The sequence below is a fragment of the Pseudoalteromonas sp. T1lg24 genome (genome assembly GCF_002964745.1).
GTDB lineage: Bacteria > Pseudomonadota > Gammaproteobacteria > Enterobacterales > Alteromonadaceae > Pseudoalteromonas > Pseudoalteromonas spongiae.
The window spans coordinates 1,111,403-1,125,395 of sequence record NZ_PQCB01000033.1; the positions used below are offsets into that span (position 1 = coordinate 1,111,403).

Consider the following 13,993-nt stretch of genomic DNA (forward strand, 5'->3'; position numbering starts at 1 on the left):
GCTTGCTAGGTTAGTACTGAGCCAGTAAGGAAGCCCAAATATACAATTGAAAATAAACGCTGCGCATTTGAAGTCGCTTAGAGAATCTCGATGTTGGTCGCAACAAGCGCTGTCGGAATTCTCTGGCTTAAGTTTACGTACAATACAGAGAATTGAAGCAAAATCGGTTGCATCGAAAGAAAGCATTAAATGCTTGGCGGCGGTGTACGAGGTACCGGTGCAATCACTGTGTATTAGTGACTTATCAATCAGCGAGTCTTCAGCGGAAATAGATGACGAACAAGTACAAAAACGAAGTACACAGCGCACTTCACAGTTAAAGCGAATGTATATTCAATTTGCGTTTGTATTTGCCTGTCACATGTTTGGTTTTGTAGGCATTTTCTTCGCGTATGACGAGCAACGAATTGATAGTGAAACGTTTCAAGTGTTGAAGAATAGCTTGTCAATTGTCTTGGTCTTTTCTGCCCTTTATTTTATGTTTCATGCATACAAGTTGAAGCGAAAATTAGGCATTGGTTCATCTGAAATTTAACCAAAGGGGCAAGTAGTAGCTTGCTAAGGATGAAAGATGAAAAGACTATCAGTAGAATTTAATGTGTTAGCGATGGCGTGCGGGTTGTATTTAGTTGTGAGCATCGCATGTTCGATTTTATTAACCTTGGTTTGGCAACTCAATTTGGACGTTACTAATCAAAACTATCAAGCGTTGGCACAACAGGCAGAACAATCGCCGTTTATAATTATTGGAAGTGCGATAATCGGCGTATTTACAACTATGTTAACTGCCGCATTTATTACTTTTCGCGCTAAAAGACATGTTTTACAGATCGGATACTTTACCGGATTGTTAATCTCGTATGGCGTTTTAAGCATTGTATTGCACCCTGAAGCATCCATGTTGATTAACGTATTGAAAGTATTGTCACCTGCACCGTTATGTTATTTCGGTTATTTAATTGCAACGCAATACCAACAGAAGAAGCAAATGCCGAGTCTTGCAGTTGAGTAATCTGTTAACGCTCAAAACCTTTGGGTAGCACTTCACTTCGCAAAGTGAGCAAAACACACTATTAAAAAGTCCACCGAGCATCATATGTTTGATGCTCAAATTAAATTGTCTAATACAGGGAAACTTGACCGTAAACTTTAATGTTTGTTTTGTACCCATTTACCCTTGTACACAACCGCTGCGACGGGGATATCTTTGATTTTCATCGGATCTACTGTAAATGGATTCTCTTTTAGTATTGTAAAATTGGCGATTTTCCCTACTTTGATAGAACCAATTTTATCTTCGAGATTAAGCGTACGAGCGGCATCTATCGTGATGCCTTTCATTGCGGTATAAACATCTAAGCGCTGGTTTTGAGAAAAAGCACTGTTTTCGCTGGTAACACGATTGATTGCAGTCCATGCCAAGGTTAGGGGCTCTGCAGGAGCCATCGCAAAATCGGAGTGGAATGATACCGGAATATTTCGTTTAGTGAGCTCTTTGACACGCACCAGATTCTCGGCGCGTTGCGGTCCTAATCCGTTCTCTGAGTATTTATCGGACAGCGCCCACAGGTAAAATGGATTTACAGATGCTTCAATATTGAGTGAATTTATTTGTTCTGCGATGTTGGCATCAAAATAGCCCATATGGTGCAGTGTAAAACGATGGTTTTCGCGCGGATGTGTTTTTTGGTCTGCTTTGTTAAAGTCGACAACTTGTTGTATTCCTTTGTCGCCGTTGGCATGTACATGGATTTTGTAACCTTTACTCCAATAAAAGCTGAGTTGTTGTTGAAAAAGCTCTAGTGGTGTCATCCATTCGCCGTGAAATTGCTTACTAAGGTAAGGTTCGTTCATTTGCATCGCAAGTGAATAAATAGCACCGTCGGCAAATAACTTTACTTGTTGAGGTAAAAAGAAAATATTATCGGTATTGTATTTTTCTGCTAAGCCTTGCATCTGTTTTTCGGCTTTTTCATTGCTATTCCCAGCCATACCGTACAATTGAGTACCGTTCGGGATCAGGTAAATATCATAAGGTGGCTGCTTATTCATTTCATTTTTTAAAAATGCGTACTCCATTTTAAAATCTGAACTGGGGAAGCCTGGTTCTGCGATTGTTGTGATGCCATTTTGTAGCATCAGCTCCGTCATCATCGCGAGGCCTTTTTGATAGTTCGCGGGGTCGAGCAACACAGAACCAATTTTTGGCACTAATGCTAACCAACCGCCTTCATAAAAATGACCTTTTTGCCAGTTTACTTGCGGGTTGTTTGCAAAGTCATTTTCGGAGATATTAAACAACTTAATGGCTGCGTCATTTAGGTAAATTTCATGAAAGGAACGATGAATAATGCCTACCGGTTTGTTTTCGCCAGCATATTTGTTGAGCAATTCCCTACTAAGTCACCATGCCAAAGCTGATGATAGCCCCAAATGAAGTGCATTTTGTTTTCTGGTGCGTTAGCGATTGACTGTTTGAGTTGTTGTTGAAATGCTTTAGGTGTCTTGGTCGCTTTGGAAATGCCGTTGGGCTTTTTCCATTGATGGGGAGCTATTGTATCGTTAGGAAGCATCAAGGCCGCAATTGAAGGGTGCAGATGGGGTTCTATAAATCCAGGCAACAATGTTTTGCCTGTTAGGTTTACCATACGTGCATGTGAGTATGCGTTTTCTGCCTTTTGTTTTGAACCTGCGTAAACTATTTTTCCTGCTTGCTCAACTACGGCATCAACATACATAGGGGAATCACCTTCCATTGTGATAATCTTCCCTCCGTAATAAAGCGATGCTTTTTGCTGTGCTAAGTGGCTGTTTTCTTGTGCAATCGCGCTAAATTGAAATAACGCTAATACAATTAACATGACGTATTTTGTGTTAATTCTCATGGATCCTTCCTTGTTTATTTGCAAGTGTAAAAAGCTCACTTCAGCGTACTTTTGATGTTTAGTTCATCTTATTGTGTTGCTTAATTATTGTCATTGATTTTATTGTAAATCCTATGTTTTTTGCATTCACAGTCAACGTTTAACTACGCCTATAAATTACGCTTTACTATTTAAAAATAAGCCAGCGTTACTCTGTGTTGCGTGGGTAGGTTTTGCAAAGAGTCCGCTTACATAAGTTGCTGCTTGCTGTTGTATTAGTGATTGTACGTTCACAAGGGCTTCATCTAATTGTTTTTGCAGCTCAATGAGTTTCGTATTTTTTTCTGGGTCGTCATCATCTGAGGTGTTACGTAAGTCTTTTATTTGTTGCTGTAGCGACACAATGTGGTTAATTTTATCTTGTGTTTCATTTGGCTTAGCAGCATCGTGTTGCTCTTCTGTTTTCGCCGGTTTTTCGTTTTGTGATTCACTCGCTTTGTCTTTTGCGTCAGCGGTGGCGGTATTGTTTTTTGATTGTGTTATGTCGTCCTCGTTAGTGTGAAGTAATGTGTTGTATCCTGAATAGCCCGAGGAAAGATTATTAATGTTCATAAACGTCCATAATTTGACATGTAAACAGGCAGTTAAGCAACTATTGTGCCTTTTATAAAAGCGCTATTGATGGATTATGCTTATTGCTATCTGGTAAGACCACTTGTAATCTATGAAGTATGAACATTTAATAAATGCATAATCCATGGCGAGCTTTGTTAAACAAGAAATTAAAATTAGTTGTGAAGATAATTATGTATTAGCCGCAACAGCTTATTTACCTGATAATGTAAAAGCAGCGGTTGTTATTGGGCCGGCTACCGGTATAAAACGTCAGTTCTATAATGCGTTTGCAGAATATTTAGCAGGTAATGACTTTGGCGTTTTAACGTATGATAATCGTGGTATTGGGCAATCAATTGATGGTGATATTGCGTCGCATACCGCGAGCTTACAATGTTGGGGGCAATTAGATAAACCTGCCGCCATTTCATGCTTACAGCAGTTATTTCCAAATACTTCGTACCATTTAGTTGGCCACAGCGCCGGTGGTCAGCTTATTGGCCTTGCCAAAAATGCGACCGAATTAAGTTCAATATTCAATTTTGCAAGCTCGTCAGGGCAACTGCGCAATATGAAACTGAAAGATCAGTTTAAATCACATTTTTTCATGAATATGTTTATTCCGTTTTCAAACATGGTATTTGGTTATACGAAATCCCAATGGTTTGGCATGGGAGAGCCATTGCCAAAACAGGTTGCGAAGCAATGGCAAACTTGGTGTAACGGAAGTGGATATGTAAAAACCGCATTTAATAAAACGGTTTTTACGCATTACTACAACGAACTTGCTATGCCAGCGTTATGGGTAAATGCCGCAGATGACTTTATTGCGACCGATGAGAATGTGCGGGATATGCTCTCGGTTTGCCCCAACTTAGTGGCAAACACACTGACGTTGTCGCCAGCCGATCATAATTTAAACGAAATTGGCCATATGAAGTTTTTTAGTCGTCGCGCCAATATATTGTGGCCAATTGCACTCGATTGGTTGAATTCACATGCTTAACAGTAATAATGATGATTTACCATATTAAAAACAGGCCGTTATAAGGCCTGTTTTTGTTTTATCAGCAATATATTGCAAGTCAGAGCGAAGCAGAACTGGCGGATTATTTTACTTTTTTGAATAGTTTTGTGCTCAATACAGGTCTATGACCATACGATTTATGATTAGATGGTTGAGTACACAACTTATGAAAGAGAGCAGCAATAAAGTAATTGTTGGCGCATTGCTTGGCGTTTCCGGTTTATTAATGGCGATAAGCACCTTGCTGATTGGACAAGATGTAAGTTTACAGCGCGTGCTGGATTTTTATTTGCTCGATGGCGTGATGAGTTCGCACTATGCAAGTTTGCTAGCAGGTTTTGCATTTTTGGTTATGGCTATTCTTGCTATGTTGAGTATAAAAAAGCCCAAATACCAAGGTGTTTTATCTGCTTTTTTACTCGTTATTAGCATAGTACCGTTACTTACGTTACTGGACAGTAGTCGTTGGATTGCTGATTTAGGTGGTTTTCCGGCGATAGGTTCGGGGCAAGGGATCATTAAGTATGCTGCGTTGTTGGCACTTGCAATTCACTTTCTTTACGCCGAGAAAATGACACTTCGTCAACAGCAAGTTTTACAGCTATTTCCCGTTGTATTGGTGCTGTTATGGATTGGTGGAATGAAGTTTACTTTGCTTGAAGCGAAAGGCATTGAAGATCTGGTTCGCTCGTCGCCATTAATGAGTTGGATGTATTCAATTTGGTCTGTGCAGGCCGCTTCAAATGTTATTGGGGTTTACGACCTTGTTGCACTTAGTCTATTAATTTTATCTCTGCAATTTAAGCGTTTATTATTACCAGGTATTGCTATGGCAGGGGCTGTAATGCTAACAACACAAACATTTTTGTTTACATGGCTGGCAGCGCTATCGGGCGAGACCTTACTCACATCGGGTGGGCAGTTTTTAATTAAAGACTTATGGTTTATCGCAAATCTCGTATTGTATTATTATTTGAATAATCGTGATGAGAATACACTTTAGCGATAACGTGATTCAAAATGGCATTAAGACCTTTTAATGCCATTTTATAGCTCGAAATAGTCGTTTTTATTAATGTGGCCATTTAGCGAAGTGTTCTAATAAATAATCGATTGCAAGGCGTGCGCGCAGTGGCATAAATTGCTTGTTTTGATACACAATCCAACTCGTTGCGCCAGTAATACAAAAGGGCGCTAATATCGGCACCAACTTGTTTTGTTTAATTGACTCAGTAAAGGTGCTATCAGGCATGTAGGCTATTCCTAAGCCCTGTTCACATGCATCAAGGACTACATTTGAATTGTTACTTTGCCAGTTGCCACTGACTTTAATGCTTTGCTTAATCCCATCAATGTTAAAGGTCCAGTGATCACTGTTTGCCAAAATGCAGCGATGACTTTTTAATTGATTCGGGTGATTTGGTGTACCGTACTTGGCCAAATAGTCTGGACTCGCAACAAGCATCATAGAGCGGCTAATTAGTTTTCGCGCGATAAGGTTTGAATCATTTAATTCGCCATAACGAATAGCAAAGTCTATGCCGTCTTCAATGAAGTTAACCATGCGACTATTAAAGTCGATATCAATGGAAAGCTCGGGGTGATCTTTGGCAAACGTCATAAGCGCGGGAGCGACAAAGTTCTCAGCGAAACCTCCTGCTGCACTGACTCTCAGTGTTCCGTTAAGTTGATACTGCTGCTGAGTAACTTGTTCATTAGCCTGTTGTAAACCATTTACTAGATATTTGCATTGTTGGTAATAAAACTCACCGTTTTCGGTCAAGCTGATTTGCCGCGTGGTGCGGGCAAGCAAACGAGAGCCTAAACGCTCTTCTAAGCGCGATACTTGTCGGCTAATGTGGCTGGTGGAGCAGCCTAACTTTTTAGCAGCAGCTGAAAAGCCGCCGCTTTCGGCAACGGCAACAAATTCAAATATACCTTCAAAACTATCCATATAACGGCTCCATTATAACAACCTGCTTTGTTTTAACGTTTTTTATGATAAAGCACACGTTTGCGTTTATTGTTGCTAAATAGCAAAAGAGTTTAACTGATTTAGGTAATTATCATTGAAATAGAAACAATATAAAGTGGTTTTAACTGATTAAATCGCAATAAAGGTATTTATTATGAAAAAAGTACTTATTCCAGTAACAAATCACGCAACTCTGGGTGAAACCGACCAAGCAAACGGCACCTATGCGCCAGAGCTTACGCATGTTGTTCATGTATTGAACGACAACGGAATTGCGTTTGACATTGTATCAATTAATGGTGGTAAGGCACCGCTTTATGGCACAGATATCGAGGGCGATGACGTGAATAACCAAGTACTTGGTGATGCGTCATTCCAAACGCAGATCAACAATACGGTGCCTGTATCGCAAGTTAATATTGATAATTATGATGCAATCTTCTACCCAGGTGGCTTTGGTTTACTGTCTGATTTAGCGAGCAATGAAGAAGTTGCGAGTATGGCGGCTAAACATTATGAAGCTGGTGGCATTATTGCTGCGGTATGTCACGGCCCTGCAGCATTGTTACCTATCACATTGAGTAACGGCGAACCATTAATTGCGAGCAAACAAGTAACCGCGTTTACCCGTGAAGAAGAGATTGATTTTGGCACTATCAATGATATTCCGTTCCTACTTGAAGAAGCACTAACACGTAAAGCCGCGCAATATAGCAAAGTTCAGCCTTGGGGCGAGTTTGTAATTGAAGATGAGCGTGTAATCACCGGGCAAAACCCAACGAGCGCCCACGCTGTAGGTGAGTTTTTGGCAAAGCTATTGGCTGAGTAATCAGCCAACAGTCTGTTAAATAAGAAGGATTTAGTATGAAACAAAATCGCACAGTAAACCGCCAAATTATCTTGGCGTCGCGTCCCCATGGCGCACCAACACCCGCGAATTTTAATTTAGTAGAAAGCAGCCTACCACTTGTGGGTGACAATGAAATGTTGCTGCGCACCATTTACTTATCGCTTGACCCATATATGCGCGGGCGAATGAGTGATGCAAAGTCTTACGCAGAGCCAGTGGCGATTAACGAGGTTATGGTAGGCGGCAGTATTTGTCGCGTCGAAGAGTCCAATTTAAAAGGGTTTGAAAAAGGTGACTTGGTTGTCGCATTTGGTGGTTGGCAAGATTACAGCATTTCAAATGGCGAGGGCGTAATTAAGCTTGATAGCGCAATGGCCAATCCATCTTATGGGTTAGGTGTGTTGGGTATGCCAGGCTTAACCGCGTATATGGGGTTAATGGACATAGGTGCACCAAAGGCAGGAGAAACCTTAGTCGTTGCGGCGGCAACAGGGGCGGTAGGTAGCCTTGTTGGTCAAATTGGTAAGTTGCAAGGCTGCAAAGTGGTTGGTATCGCGGGCAGCCAAGAAAAATGTGATTACGCTCTAAGCGAGTTAGGCTTCGATGCCTGTTTAAACCACAATGATGCGGATTTAGCTGAGCAACTTGCAGCAGTGTGCGATTCGGGTATTGATATTTATTATGAAAATGTGGGCGGAAAAGTGTTTGATGCCGTACTGCCCCTTTTAAATACCAAAGCACGTATTCCATTGTGTGGCTTAATTGCACAATACAACTCAACAGATTTACCACCTGGCCCAGACCGCCTTGGTTTACTAATGGGCAATTTGCTTGTTAAGCGCATAAAAATGCAAGGCTTTATTGTATTTGATGACTACGGTCATCGCTATGATGAATTTCAACAAGCCATGGTGCCATGGCTAGTATCAGGACAAATCAAATATAAAGAAGACAAAGTAGTCGGCCTTGAAAATGCAGTGTCAGCATTTATTGGCTTATTGCAAGGCGAAAACTTTGGCAAATTGGTTGTGCAAGTTGGCCCAGAACACTTGGATACAGAATAAACAAGGAGTTGCTTATGATTAAAGTACATCATCTCAATCAATCACGCTCAACACGCTCATTGTGGTTACTTGAAGAATTGGGAATGCCATACCAAATTGAACACCATAAACGTGATGAGACAACGCGATTAGCCCCCGCTAGTTTGGGTGAAATTCATCCGCTAAATAAAGCGCCAATCATTGAACACGACGATGTCGTAATTTGCGAATCAAGCGCCATTATGGAGTACATTCTCGATCAAGATGACAAACAGCGTTTGCGCCCAGAAAAAGGCACAAAAAGTTATTACCAGTATCTTGAATGGTCGCATTTTGCCGAAGGCTCGTTAGGCTTGCCAATTATTGCGACCTTGCTAATGCGAATGGAAAAACGTGATGGCACTAACCCAATGGATGGCTATATTGCAAAAGAGATTAACCTAGATTTAGGTTATATTGATGCCGTACTTGCGACGCAAACCTATTTTGCTGGTAACGAGTTTACCGCCGCAGATATTATGATGACAATCACGTTAGAGTTTGCGGCTAATTTAAACTTGCTTGAAAATCGCGATAACATTACCCGCTATTTGGCAAATGTACACAGCCGAGAGGCATATCAAAAAGCACGTTCATTTGGCTAACGATTATCGATACAAAAACACGCGGCCATGATTTACACTGGTCGCGTTTTTTATTGATAATAACGTTTATGATTAGCAGTCACTATGTTGCAAAAAGCCCTAAAGGGGACTTTTTAGACTTAACCATTGAAATAGGGTTACCTGAACCTGATCCAGAACCCGGTGGCGATTTTCGCTGTAAAGTAACAATCAACGCCTTCAAATTTGAAAAGTTTTCCTTCGGGGTTGATCAATTACAAGCTCACAGCTTAAGCATTAAATTACTTAATATGTTGCTGGTAGAAAAGCAAACGCAAGGTTGGCTATTCTATTTTCCTGATGATTTAGACCATGCGATGGATTTTGAAAATGGCTTTTTTTAGCCAGAAGCAAAGCTTAAACCTTTCGATACAAAAAGCCTTGTTGCACTAATACGCGACAAGGCTTTTACTTAACCAGAACTTGGGCTATTTATTTAGATGCGGTGTTATACATCAAATTTGTGTAACCCAATGAGTGAACTTTGTTTAGTAAGCCACACCAATTCGCTGATTCAGGTATTTTGCTTTTTCTAGCTCATCAACAAACGCAACGGCATAGTCAGCGACAGAAATACGGCTCTGGCCTTGTTCGTCAACTAATAGTTGGTCGTCTGTCACGCGATAATTTTGCTGTTTATCGCCAGGGAATATTTCAGCGGCGGGGCAAATAAATGTCCAGTTTAATGGGCTTTGTGTTTGCTGAAATACCGTTAATGCCTCGCCTTGAGCAATCGCTTCATCTTTGTATTCTACGGGAAACTCAGGCGTATCAAGCAGTTTTACATTTGGTGCAACGGTTAATGAACCTGCACCGCCCACCCATACCAGTCGCTCAATCGCGGTATGTGGCAATTCGCTCAGCAATCGCCTTGCGGTGTCTGCCACTATGTTGTGATTCCCCAACGCACGGCCACCTATGGCCGTAACAAATACGCTTTCGTCCGTAATTACATCTGAAAGGGAGCTGTTATCGGTTAAGTCGAATGGTTTAACGTTAACATCGGTCACGTCATAGTTTTTGGGGTTTCGTACCAGTGCAGTCACTTGGTGTCCTCTTGATTTTGCTTCTGCAACAATATGGCTACCAATCCAACCTGATGCACCTAAAACAACGAGTTTCATATTTTTTCCTCACAATGTGTTTGATTTCGTTGTGCCTAGATTAGAAGAAAACTATCATGAAATAATCAGATCAAATTGAAATAGATTGCATCAATTAAAGTTACTAATTATGGATCGTATTAATGCAATAAAAAGCTTTGTTGAAGTTGCACACTTGGCAAGCTTTACCAAAGCAGCTGAGCGCTTGGGACTCAGTCGCTTGCAAGTGTCGCGGCATGTTCAAGAGCTGGAACAATGGTTAGAGCAGCGTTTACTGCACAGAACAACCCGTAAAGTAAGTTTGACTCAACAAGGCGAGCGCGCATTAATCCGATTTGAGAGAATATTGAATGAAACCAGTGCGCTGGTGGCTGAAAGTATTGCAAATAAAACAGAGTTGTCAGGAACCGTTCGAATTTCGAGTCCAATTGGTTTTGCACAAACTATGTTAGTAGATGCAGTTAGCCAGTTTATTGCGCAACACCCGCGAGTTAAGGTCGATATTCACGCCAGCGACAGCTTTTCAAATCTAGTCGAAAAGCGTATTGATATTGCGCTTAGGTATACAAATACACCAGATGAAAGTTTGATTGCACGACCACTTCTGAAAATTGGCGCATGTGTTTGTGCTTCGCCAAGTTATGTGGCTAAAAATGGTGTGCCTTTAACACCGGATGAATTAACAGACCACCCTTGTTTGGTGCATTTAAATCACAACCAATGGCGCTTTTTTAATGACAATACACGTGTTGAAGTGAAGGTGGCTGGGCCACTCGTGTGTAATGATGTAACCACGATTGTGCACGCGGCGATAAATAGTGCCGGAATAGCATGGTTGCCGTTTGATATTGCTCGCAGTTACATACAGCAACAACAGCTGGTGCCTATTTTAACTGAGTATTCACTTGAAGCGAGTCAGTTGTGGGCCGTGTATTTATCGCGAAGTTATCAATCTCCGCTTGTGCGCGCATTTATCGATTTTGTATCGGGTTCTTGGCAGCAGGATATTTTGCCAAACAAGTAGGGATCTGAATGTTCAGATCCCTTGGGTATGTTTACGGTTTCGGGTTTAGCTAAATTAATTTACGTTAGCCGTATATGTGTTAACTTCACCCGAGACCACAGTTTTAAAAGCGGTAGTTAAAGCGCAATTGGGCATTACGCTCTTTGCCAGGCATACCACCTAAGAACATGGCTTTTTCGTAATATACTTTGTCGAATAAGTTATTTAACTTAAGTTGTACACCCCAGTTTTCAGCTTGGTAAGCAACACCCGCGTCAAATACGGTATAGCTTGGTACATAACCGTCAGGAATACCAAAGGAATTTGAGTTTGTACTGCGTTCATCAACATAAATGCCGCCTAGGCTGAATTCAATCGGGCTTTCACGGGTAAAGACATAGCTTGAATGAGTTAACCAAGCACCCGCGGTAACATACGGCACGCCTTTTTGTCGCTCATCATCGTTATTACGGGCATCCTGATACACCGCATTGATATTTAGTTTCCACTGCTCATTTAAATAAGCATTTAAATCAAGTTCTATACCGTTTGTTTCTTCTTTACCATCATAGAAGTAGCGCGGTACATTTGGTGCTGAAACACCTTCGTCAAAATCTGGGTTGCTGTATCGTAAATTAGTGCGGCTAGATTCAAATATCACTAATGATGCTACCAGTTGATCATCGAGTGCTTTATAACGCACACCAATATCATTACTGATTGACTCTGAGTCTTCACGGTCACTTTCGTTACCGTAGATAGTGCCAAGCACACTGTAGGCGGTTCTGCCTTTAGCGTGGTTTACAAATACCGACAAGTCGTCATTTACAAGGTAGGTTGCACCTAAATTGTAAGTGATACCACTATCAGAGGTATCTTGCTCTGGCGTTGGCTTTGCAGCACTTGCGCGGTAACGCGGGTCTACACCAAAGTGCGCATAGCGCTGAGTGATTTCATTAAACGCCACACCAATACGCGTGGTTAACCCAAAGTCAAAATAACTAACATGTTGAATACCTAAACCCCAAGCACTGACTTCCTTGTTGTAGTTAGCGGTTTTAAGCGGATCATAATCTTCGAAGCTACCAGCGCCCCAGTTTGGGTTGCGAATGTCAAAAATATACGGCAATTGGCCCTGATAAATAGTGTTGCCATCTTTATCTTTAATTACTTTATCAGCGTCATAGATTGAATATTGCTGAAAGCGGATATCACGATCTTCATAATTCGCATTGACTAATAATTCGTTGTCGATATCACCAATTGAAAAATCGTAACGTAAATCAGCAAAATACTGTAAAGATTGCTCATTTGCAGTTACTTTTCGGTATTCTTGACGCCTTGCAGCAAATGGGAACAGCTCACCGTCCACCATCAGTGGTGCGCGCGGATCAGCATTGATGGTGCCGCGACGGTTCCAATATACATAGTTATACGCTCCGGTTTGGCGGGCAAACCCTGAGTCGTAGTCGCGATATTGTAATTGCTGGTTAAAGTAGAGGTTATCAGTGAAGTTAATATTGTGTGTTAGCTTTACACGAAACTCTTCACCTTCATTGTCTTTTGCCATCGGTGAAATAATACCGTTATGACCAAAGGTGTAAGGCGTTAAGCCATCGTTAGCTGCAAGTGACTCTGCCAATTGTTGCCTTTGTGCATCGCTTAGCTGAACACCAACCCCGTTAGGGTCGTTTACTAAGTCAGTCCAGCTTACGTCGCCCGCGCCTTTACCGCCGACCGATTCGGCATTATAAATACGAATAGGGTGACCGATTGAGTCAACTGCAATGCCATCTTTAATATAGGCAGTCGAAAGCATTATATCGTGGCTGTCGCTAAATACGTATTTGAAGCTGAGGTAGGCTTCGTCGCGGTCGTTGTTTAAATCGCGATAACCATCGCTGCGCGCTGATTTAACCAAAACACGGTAAGCGAGATCACCGGTGATTGCAGCTGTTGAATCAAGTTCAAGCGCATAGGTATTCCACTGGCCTAAATCCGCGGTCATGGTGTGAGAGGCTTCAAACTCTGGCTTTTTCTCAATGAGATTAATAACACCGCCAGCGCTGCCCATGCCGTATAAACCGGTTGCAGGGCCTTTTAATACTTCGATGGACTCAACATTGGTCATTGAACGGGTAGGGTTAAAGGTGTTGCCAAGGCCTGCGCCACCATACATGCCGTCGTATGTGTAGTTAGCGCCTAGGCCACGGATCACTATATTGTCGCCAATGCCATAGTTGTTACCAGCTTGGGTTACACCACTGATGTTTCTGATAGCATCTTGTAAATTATCGATAAGTTGCGAGTTAAGTAATTCACTGTCAACCACTACTACGGCTGCTGGGGTTTCCATTAACGACATATTCGATTTAGTAGCAAGACCCGAGTTTAGTACCACTTTATTTTGGCGGCCATAAACACTGACAACTTCAATATCGTCGTTGTTTTTAGCTGTTGCTTGGCTATTAGCAAAAGCCACTGAAGTTGGTAAAAGCGCTGCACATGACAGTGCAATAAGCGAGAGATTAAATGATTTCATTGTTTAGATAATTGTAGTTATAACTAATATGCAAATGATAACTGTAATCATTTGTTATATTCAATCGAGCAATGTGACATTTAACATTAATAAAAGTAACGGTTAACGTTATTAACAAATTAGTGCTATTTATGAACTGTGTAAGCTGATGAGAAGATGTTTTGTTTTGTTTTGGATTTTGGATAAGTGCAGTTACATCCACTTAATGCGAACTATACAAATAATAAACACCTGTATTTTTCTGAAAAAGGATGAATGGCGTTATACCAAAGATTCATCGGTTGCGGAGTCAGATGATGCGGTTTGGAT

General features: G+C 41.4%; 15 protein-coding genes. 9 read left to right on the forward strand and 6 right to left on the reverse strand.

Features of this window, described 5'->3' with window-relative positions:
- The first annotated feature begins 46 nt into the window (after positions 1 to 46).
- Together C2M30_RS17215 and C2M30_RS17220 are read left to right on the forward strand one after the other, a co-directional pair.
- Positions 47 to 535: a helix-turn-helix domain-containing protein gene (locus tag C2M30_RS17215; RefSeq protein WP_105172598.1), complete on the forward strand. Its 489-nt coding sequence runs from the start codon at positions 47 to 49 to the stop codon at positions 533 to 535.
- Positions 536 to 571: 36 nt separating this feature from the next.
- Positions 572 to 1,012 (forward strand): hypothetical protein, encoded by a 441-nt coding sequence (locus tag C2M30_RS17220; RefSeq protein ID WP_105172599.1) that lies wholly within the window; start codon positions 572 to 574, stop codon positions 1,010 to 1,012.
- Positions 1,013 to 1,149: 137 nt separating this feature from the next.
- On the opposite strand, the gene C2M30_RS17225 is transcribed toward C2M30_RS17220, so the two are convergent.
- From C2M30_RS17225 to C2M30_RS17230, 3 genes are all read right to left on the reverse strand, one after another.
- Positions 1,150 to 2,391: an amidohydrolase gene (locus tag C2M30_RS17225; RefSeq protein WP_325050779.1), complete on the reverse strand. Its 1,242-nt coding sequence runs from the start codon at positions 2,389 to 2,391 to the stop codon at positions 1,150 to 1,152.
- Complete coding sequence (locus tag C2M30_RS22085; protein WP_325050780.1) at positions 2,355 to 2,885, reverse strand: hypothetical protein; 531 nt, start codon at positions 2,883 to 2,885, stop codon at positions 2,355 to 2,357. Before C2M30_RS22085 ends, C2M30_RS17225 begins: the two co-directional genes overlap by 37 nt.
- A 156-nt stretch (positions 2,886 to 3,041) precedes the next feature.
- On the reverse strand, positions 3,042 to 3,476 hold the full coding sequence (locus C2M30_RS17230) for a hypothetical protein (RefSeq protein WP_105172600.1): 435 nt from the start codon (positions 3,474 to 3,476) through the stop codon (positions 3,042 to 3,044).
- A 145-nt stretch (positions 3,477 to 3,621) separates the two neighbouring features.
- On the opposite strand from C2M30_RS17230, the gene C2M30_RS17235 reads away from it, so the two are divergent.
- Together C2M30_RS17235 and C2M30_RS17240 are read left to right on the forward strand one after the other, a co-directional pair.
- A complete protein-coding gene (locus C2M30_RS17235) occupies positions 3,622 to 4,485 on the forward strand; it encodes an alpha/beta hydrolase family protein (protein WP_105172601.1) in 864 nt (287 codons plus the stop codon).
- 172 nt (positions 4,486 to 4,657) lie between these two features.
- Positions 4,658 to 5,509 carry a DUF417 family protein gene (locus tag C2M30_RS17240; protein ID WP_234004771.1) on the forward strand — a complete coding sequence of 284 codons (852 nt, stop codon included), beginning with the start codon at positions 4,658 to 4,660 and terminating at the stop codon, positions 5,507 to 5,509.
- A 69-nt stretch (positions 5,510 to 5,578) separates the two neighbouring features.
- Here the strand turns inward: C2M30_RS17240 and C2M30_RS17245 are convergent, their stop codons facing one another.
- Complete coding sequence (locus tag C2M30_RS17245) at positions 5,579 to 6,460, reverse strand: LysR family transcriptional regulator (protein WP_105172603.1); 882 nt, start codon at positions 6,458 to 6,460, stop codon at positions 5,579 to 5,581.
- A gap of 175 nt (positions 6,461 to 6,635) precedes the next feature.
- Here C2M30_RS17245 and C2M30_RS17250 point away from each other — a divergent pair, with 175 nt between their 5' ends.
- From C2M30_RS17250 to C2M30_RS17265, 4 genes are all read left to right on the forward strand, one after another.
- On the forward strand, positions 6,636 to 7,310 hold the full coding sequence (locus tag C2M30_RS17250; RefSeq protein WP_105172604.1) for a type 1 glutamine amidotransferase domain-containing protein: 675 nt from the start codon (positions 6,636 to 6,638) through the stop codon (positions 7,308 to 7,310).
- Positions 7,311 to 7,345: 35 nt separating this feature from the next.
- The gene (locus C2M30_RS17255) at positions 7,346 to 8,395 is read left to right on the forward strand and encodes an NADP-dependent oxidoreductase (protein ID WP_105172605.1); all 1,050 of its coding nucleotides are present in this window, start codon (positions 7,346 to 7,348) and stop codon (positions 8,393 to 8,395) included.
- Positions 8,396 to 8,409: 14 nt separating this feature from the next.
- Entirely contained in the window at positions 8,410 to 9,018 is a 609-nt protein-coding gene (locus tag C2M30_RS17260) for a glutathione S-transferase family protein (protein ID WP_105172606.1), read from the forward strand.
- 68 nt (positions 9,019 to 9,086) lie between these two features.
- Positions 9,087 to 9,380 carry a hypothetical protein gene (locus C2M30_RS17265; protein WP_105172607.1) on the forward strand — a complete coding sequence of 98 codons (294 nt, stop codon included), beginning with the start codon at positions 9,087 to 9,089 and terminating at the stop codon, positions 9,378 to 9,380.
- 144 nt (positions 9,381 to 9,524) lie between these two features.
- Here C2M30_RS17265 and C2M30_RS17270 read toward each other — a convergent pair whose 3' ends face one another.
- Positions 9,525 to 10,160: an NAD(P)-dependent oxidoreductase gene (locus C2M30_RS17270; RefSeq protein WP_105172608.1), complete on the reverse strand. Its 636-nt coding sequence runs from the start codon at positions 10,158 to 10,160 to the stop codon at positions 9,525 to 9,527.
- Positions 10,161 to 10,269: 109 nt separating this feature from the next.
- Here C2M30_RS17270 and C2M30_RS17275 point away from each other — a divergent pair, with 109 nt between their 5' ends.
- Positions 10,270 to 11,163 (forward strand): LysR family transcriptional regulator, encoded by an 894-nt coding sequence (locus C2M30_RS17275; protein ID WP_105172609.1) that lies wholly within the window; start codon positions 10,270 to 10,272, stop codon positions 11,161 to 11,163.
- Between the two features lie 103 nt (positions 11,164 to 11,266).
- Here C2M30_RS17275 and C2M30_RS17280 read toward each other — a convergent pair whose 3' ends face one another.
- Positions 11,267 to 13,684, reverse strand: a complete 2,418-nt coding sequence (locus C2M30_RS17280; protein WP_105172610.1) for a TonB-dependent receptor — start codon at positions 13,682 to 13,684, stop codon at positions 11,267 to 11,269.
- Between the last annotated feature and the right edge of the window lie 309 nt (positions 13,685 to 13,993).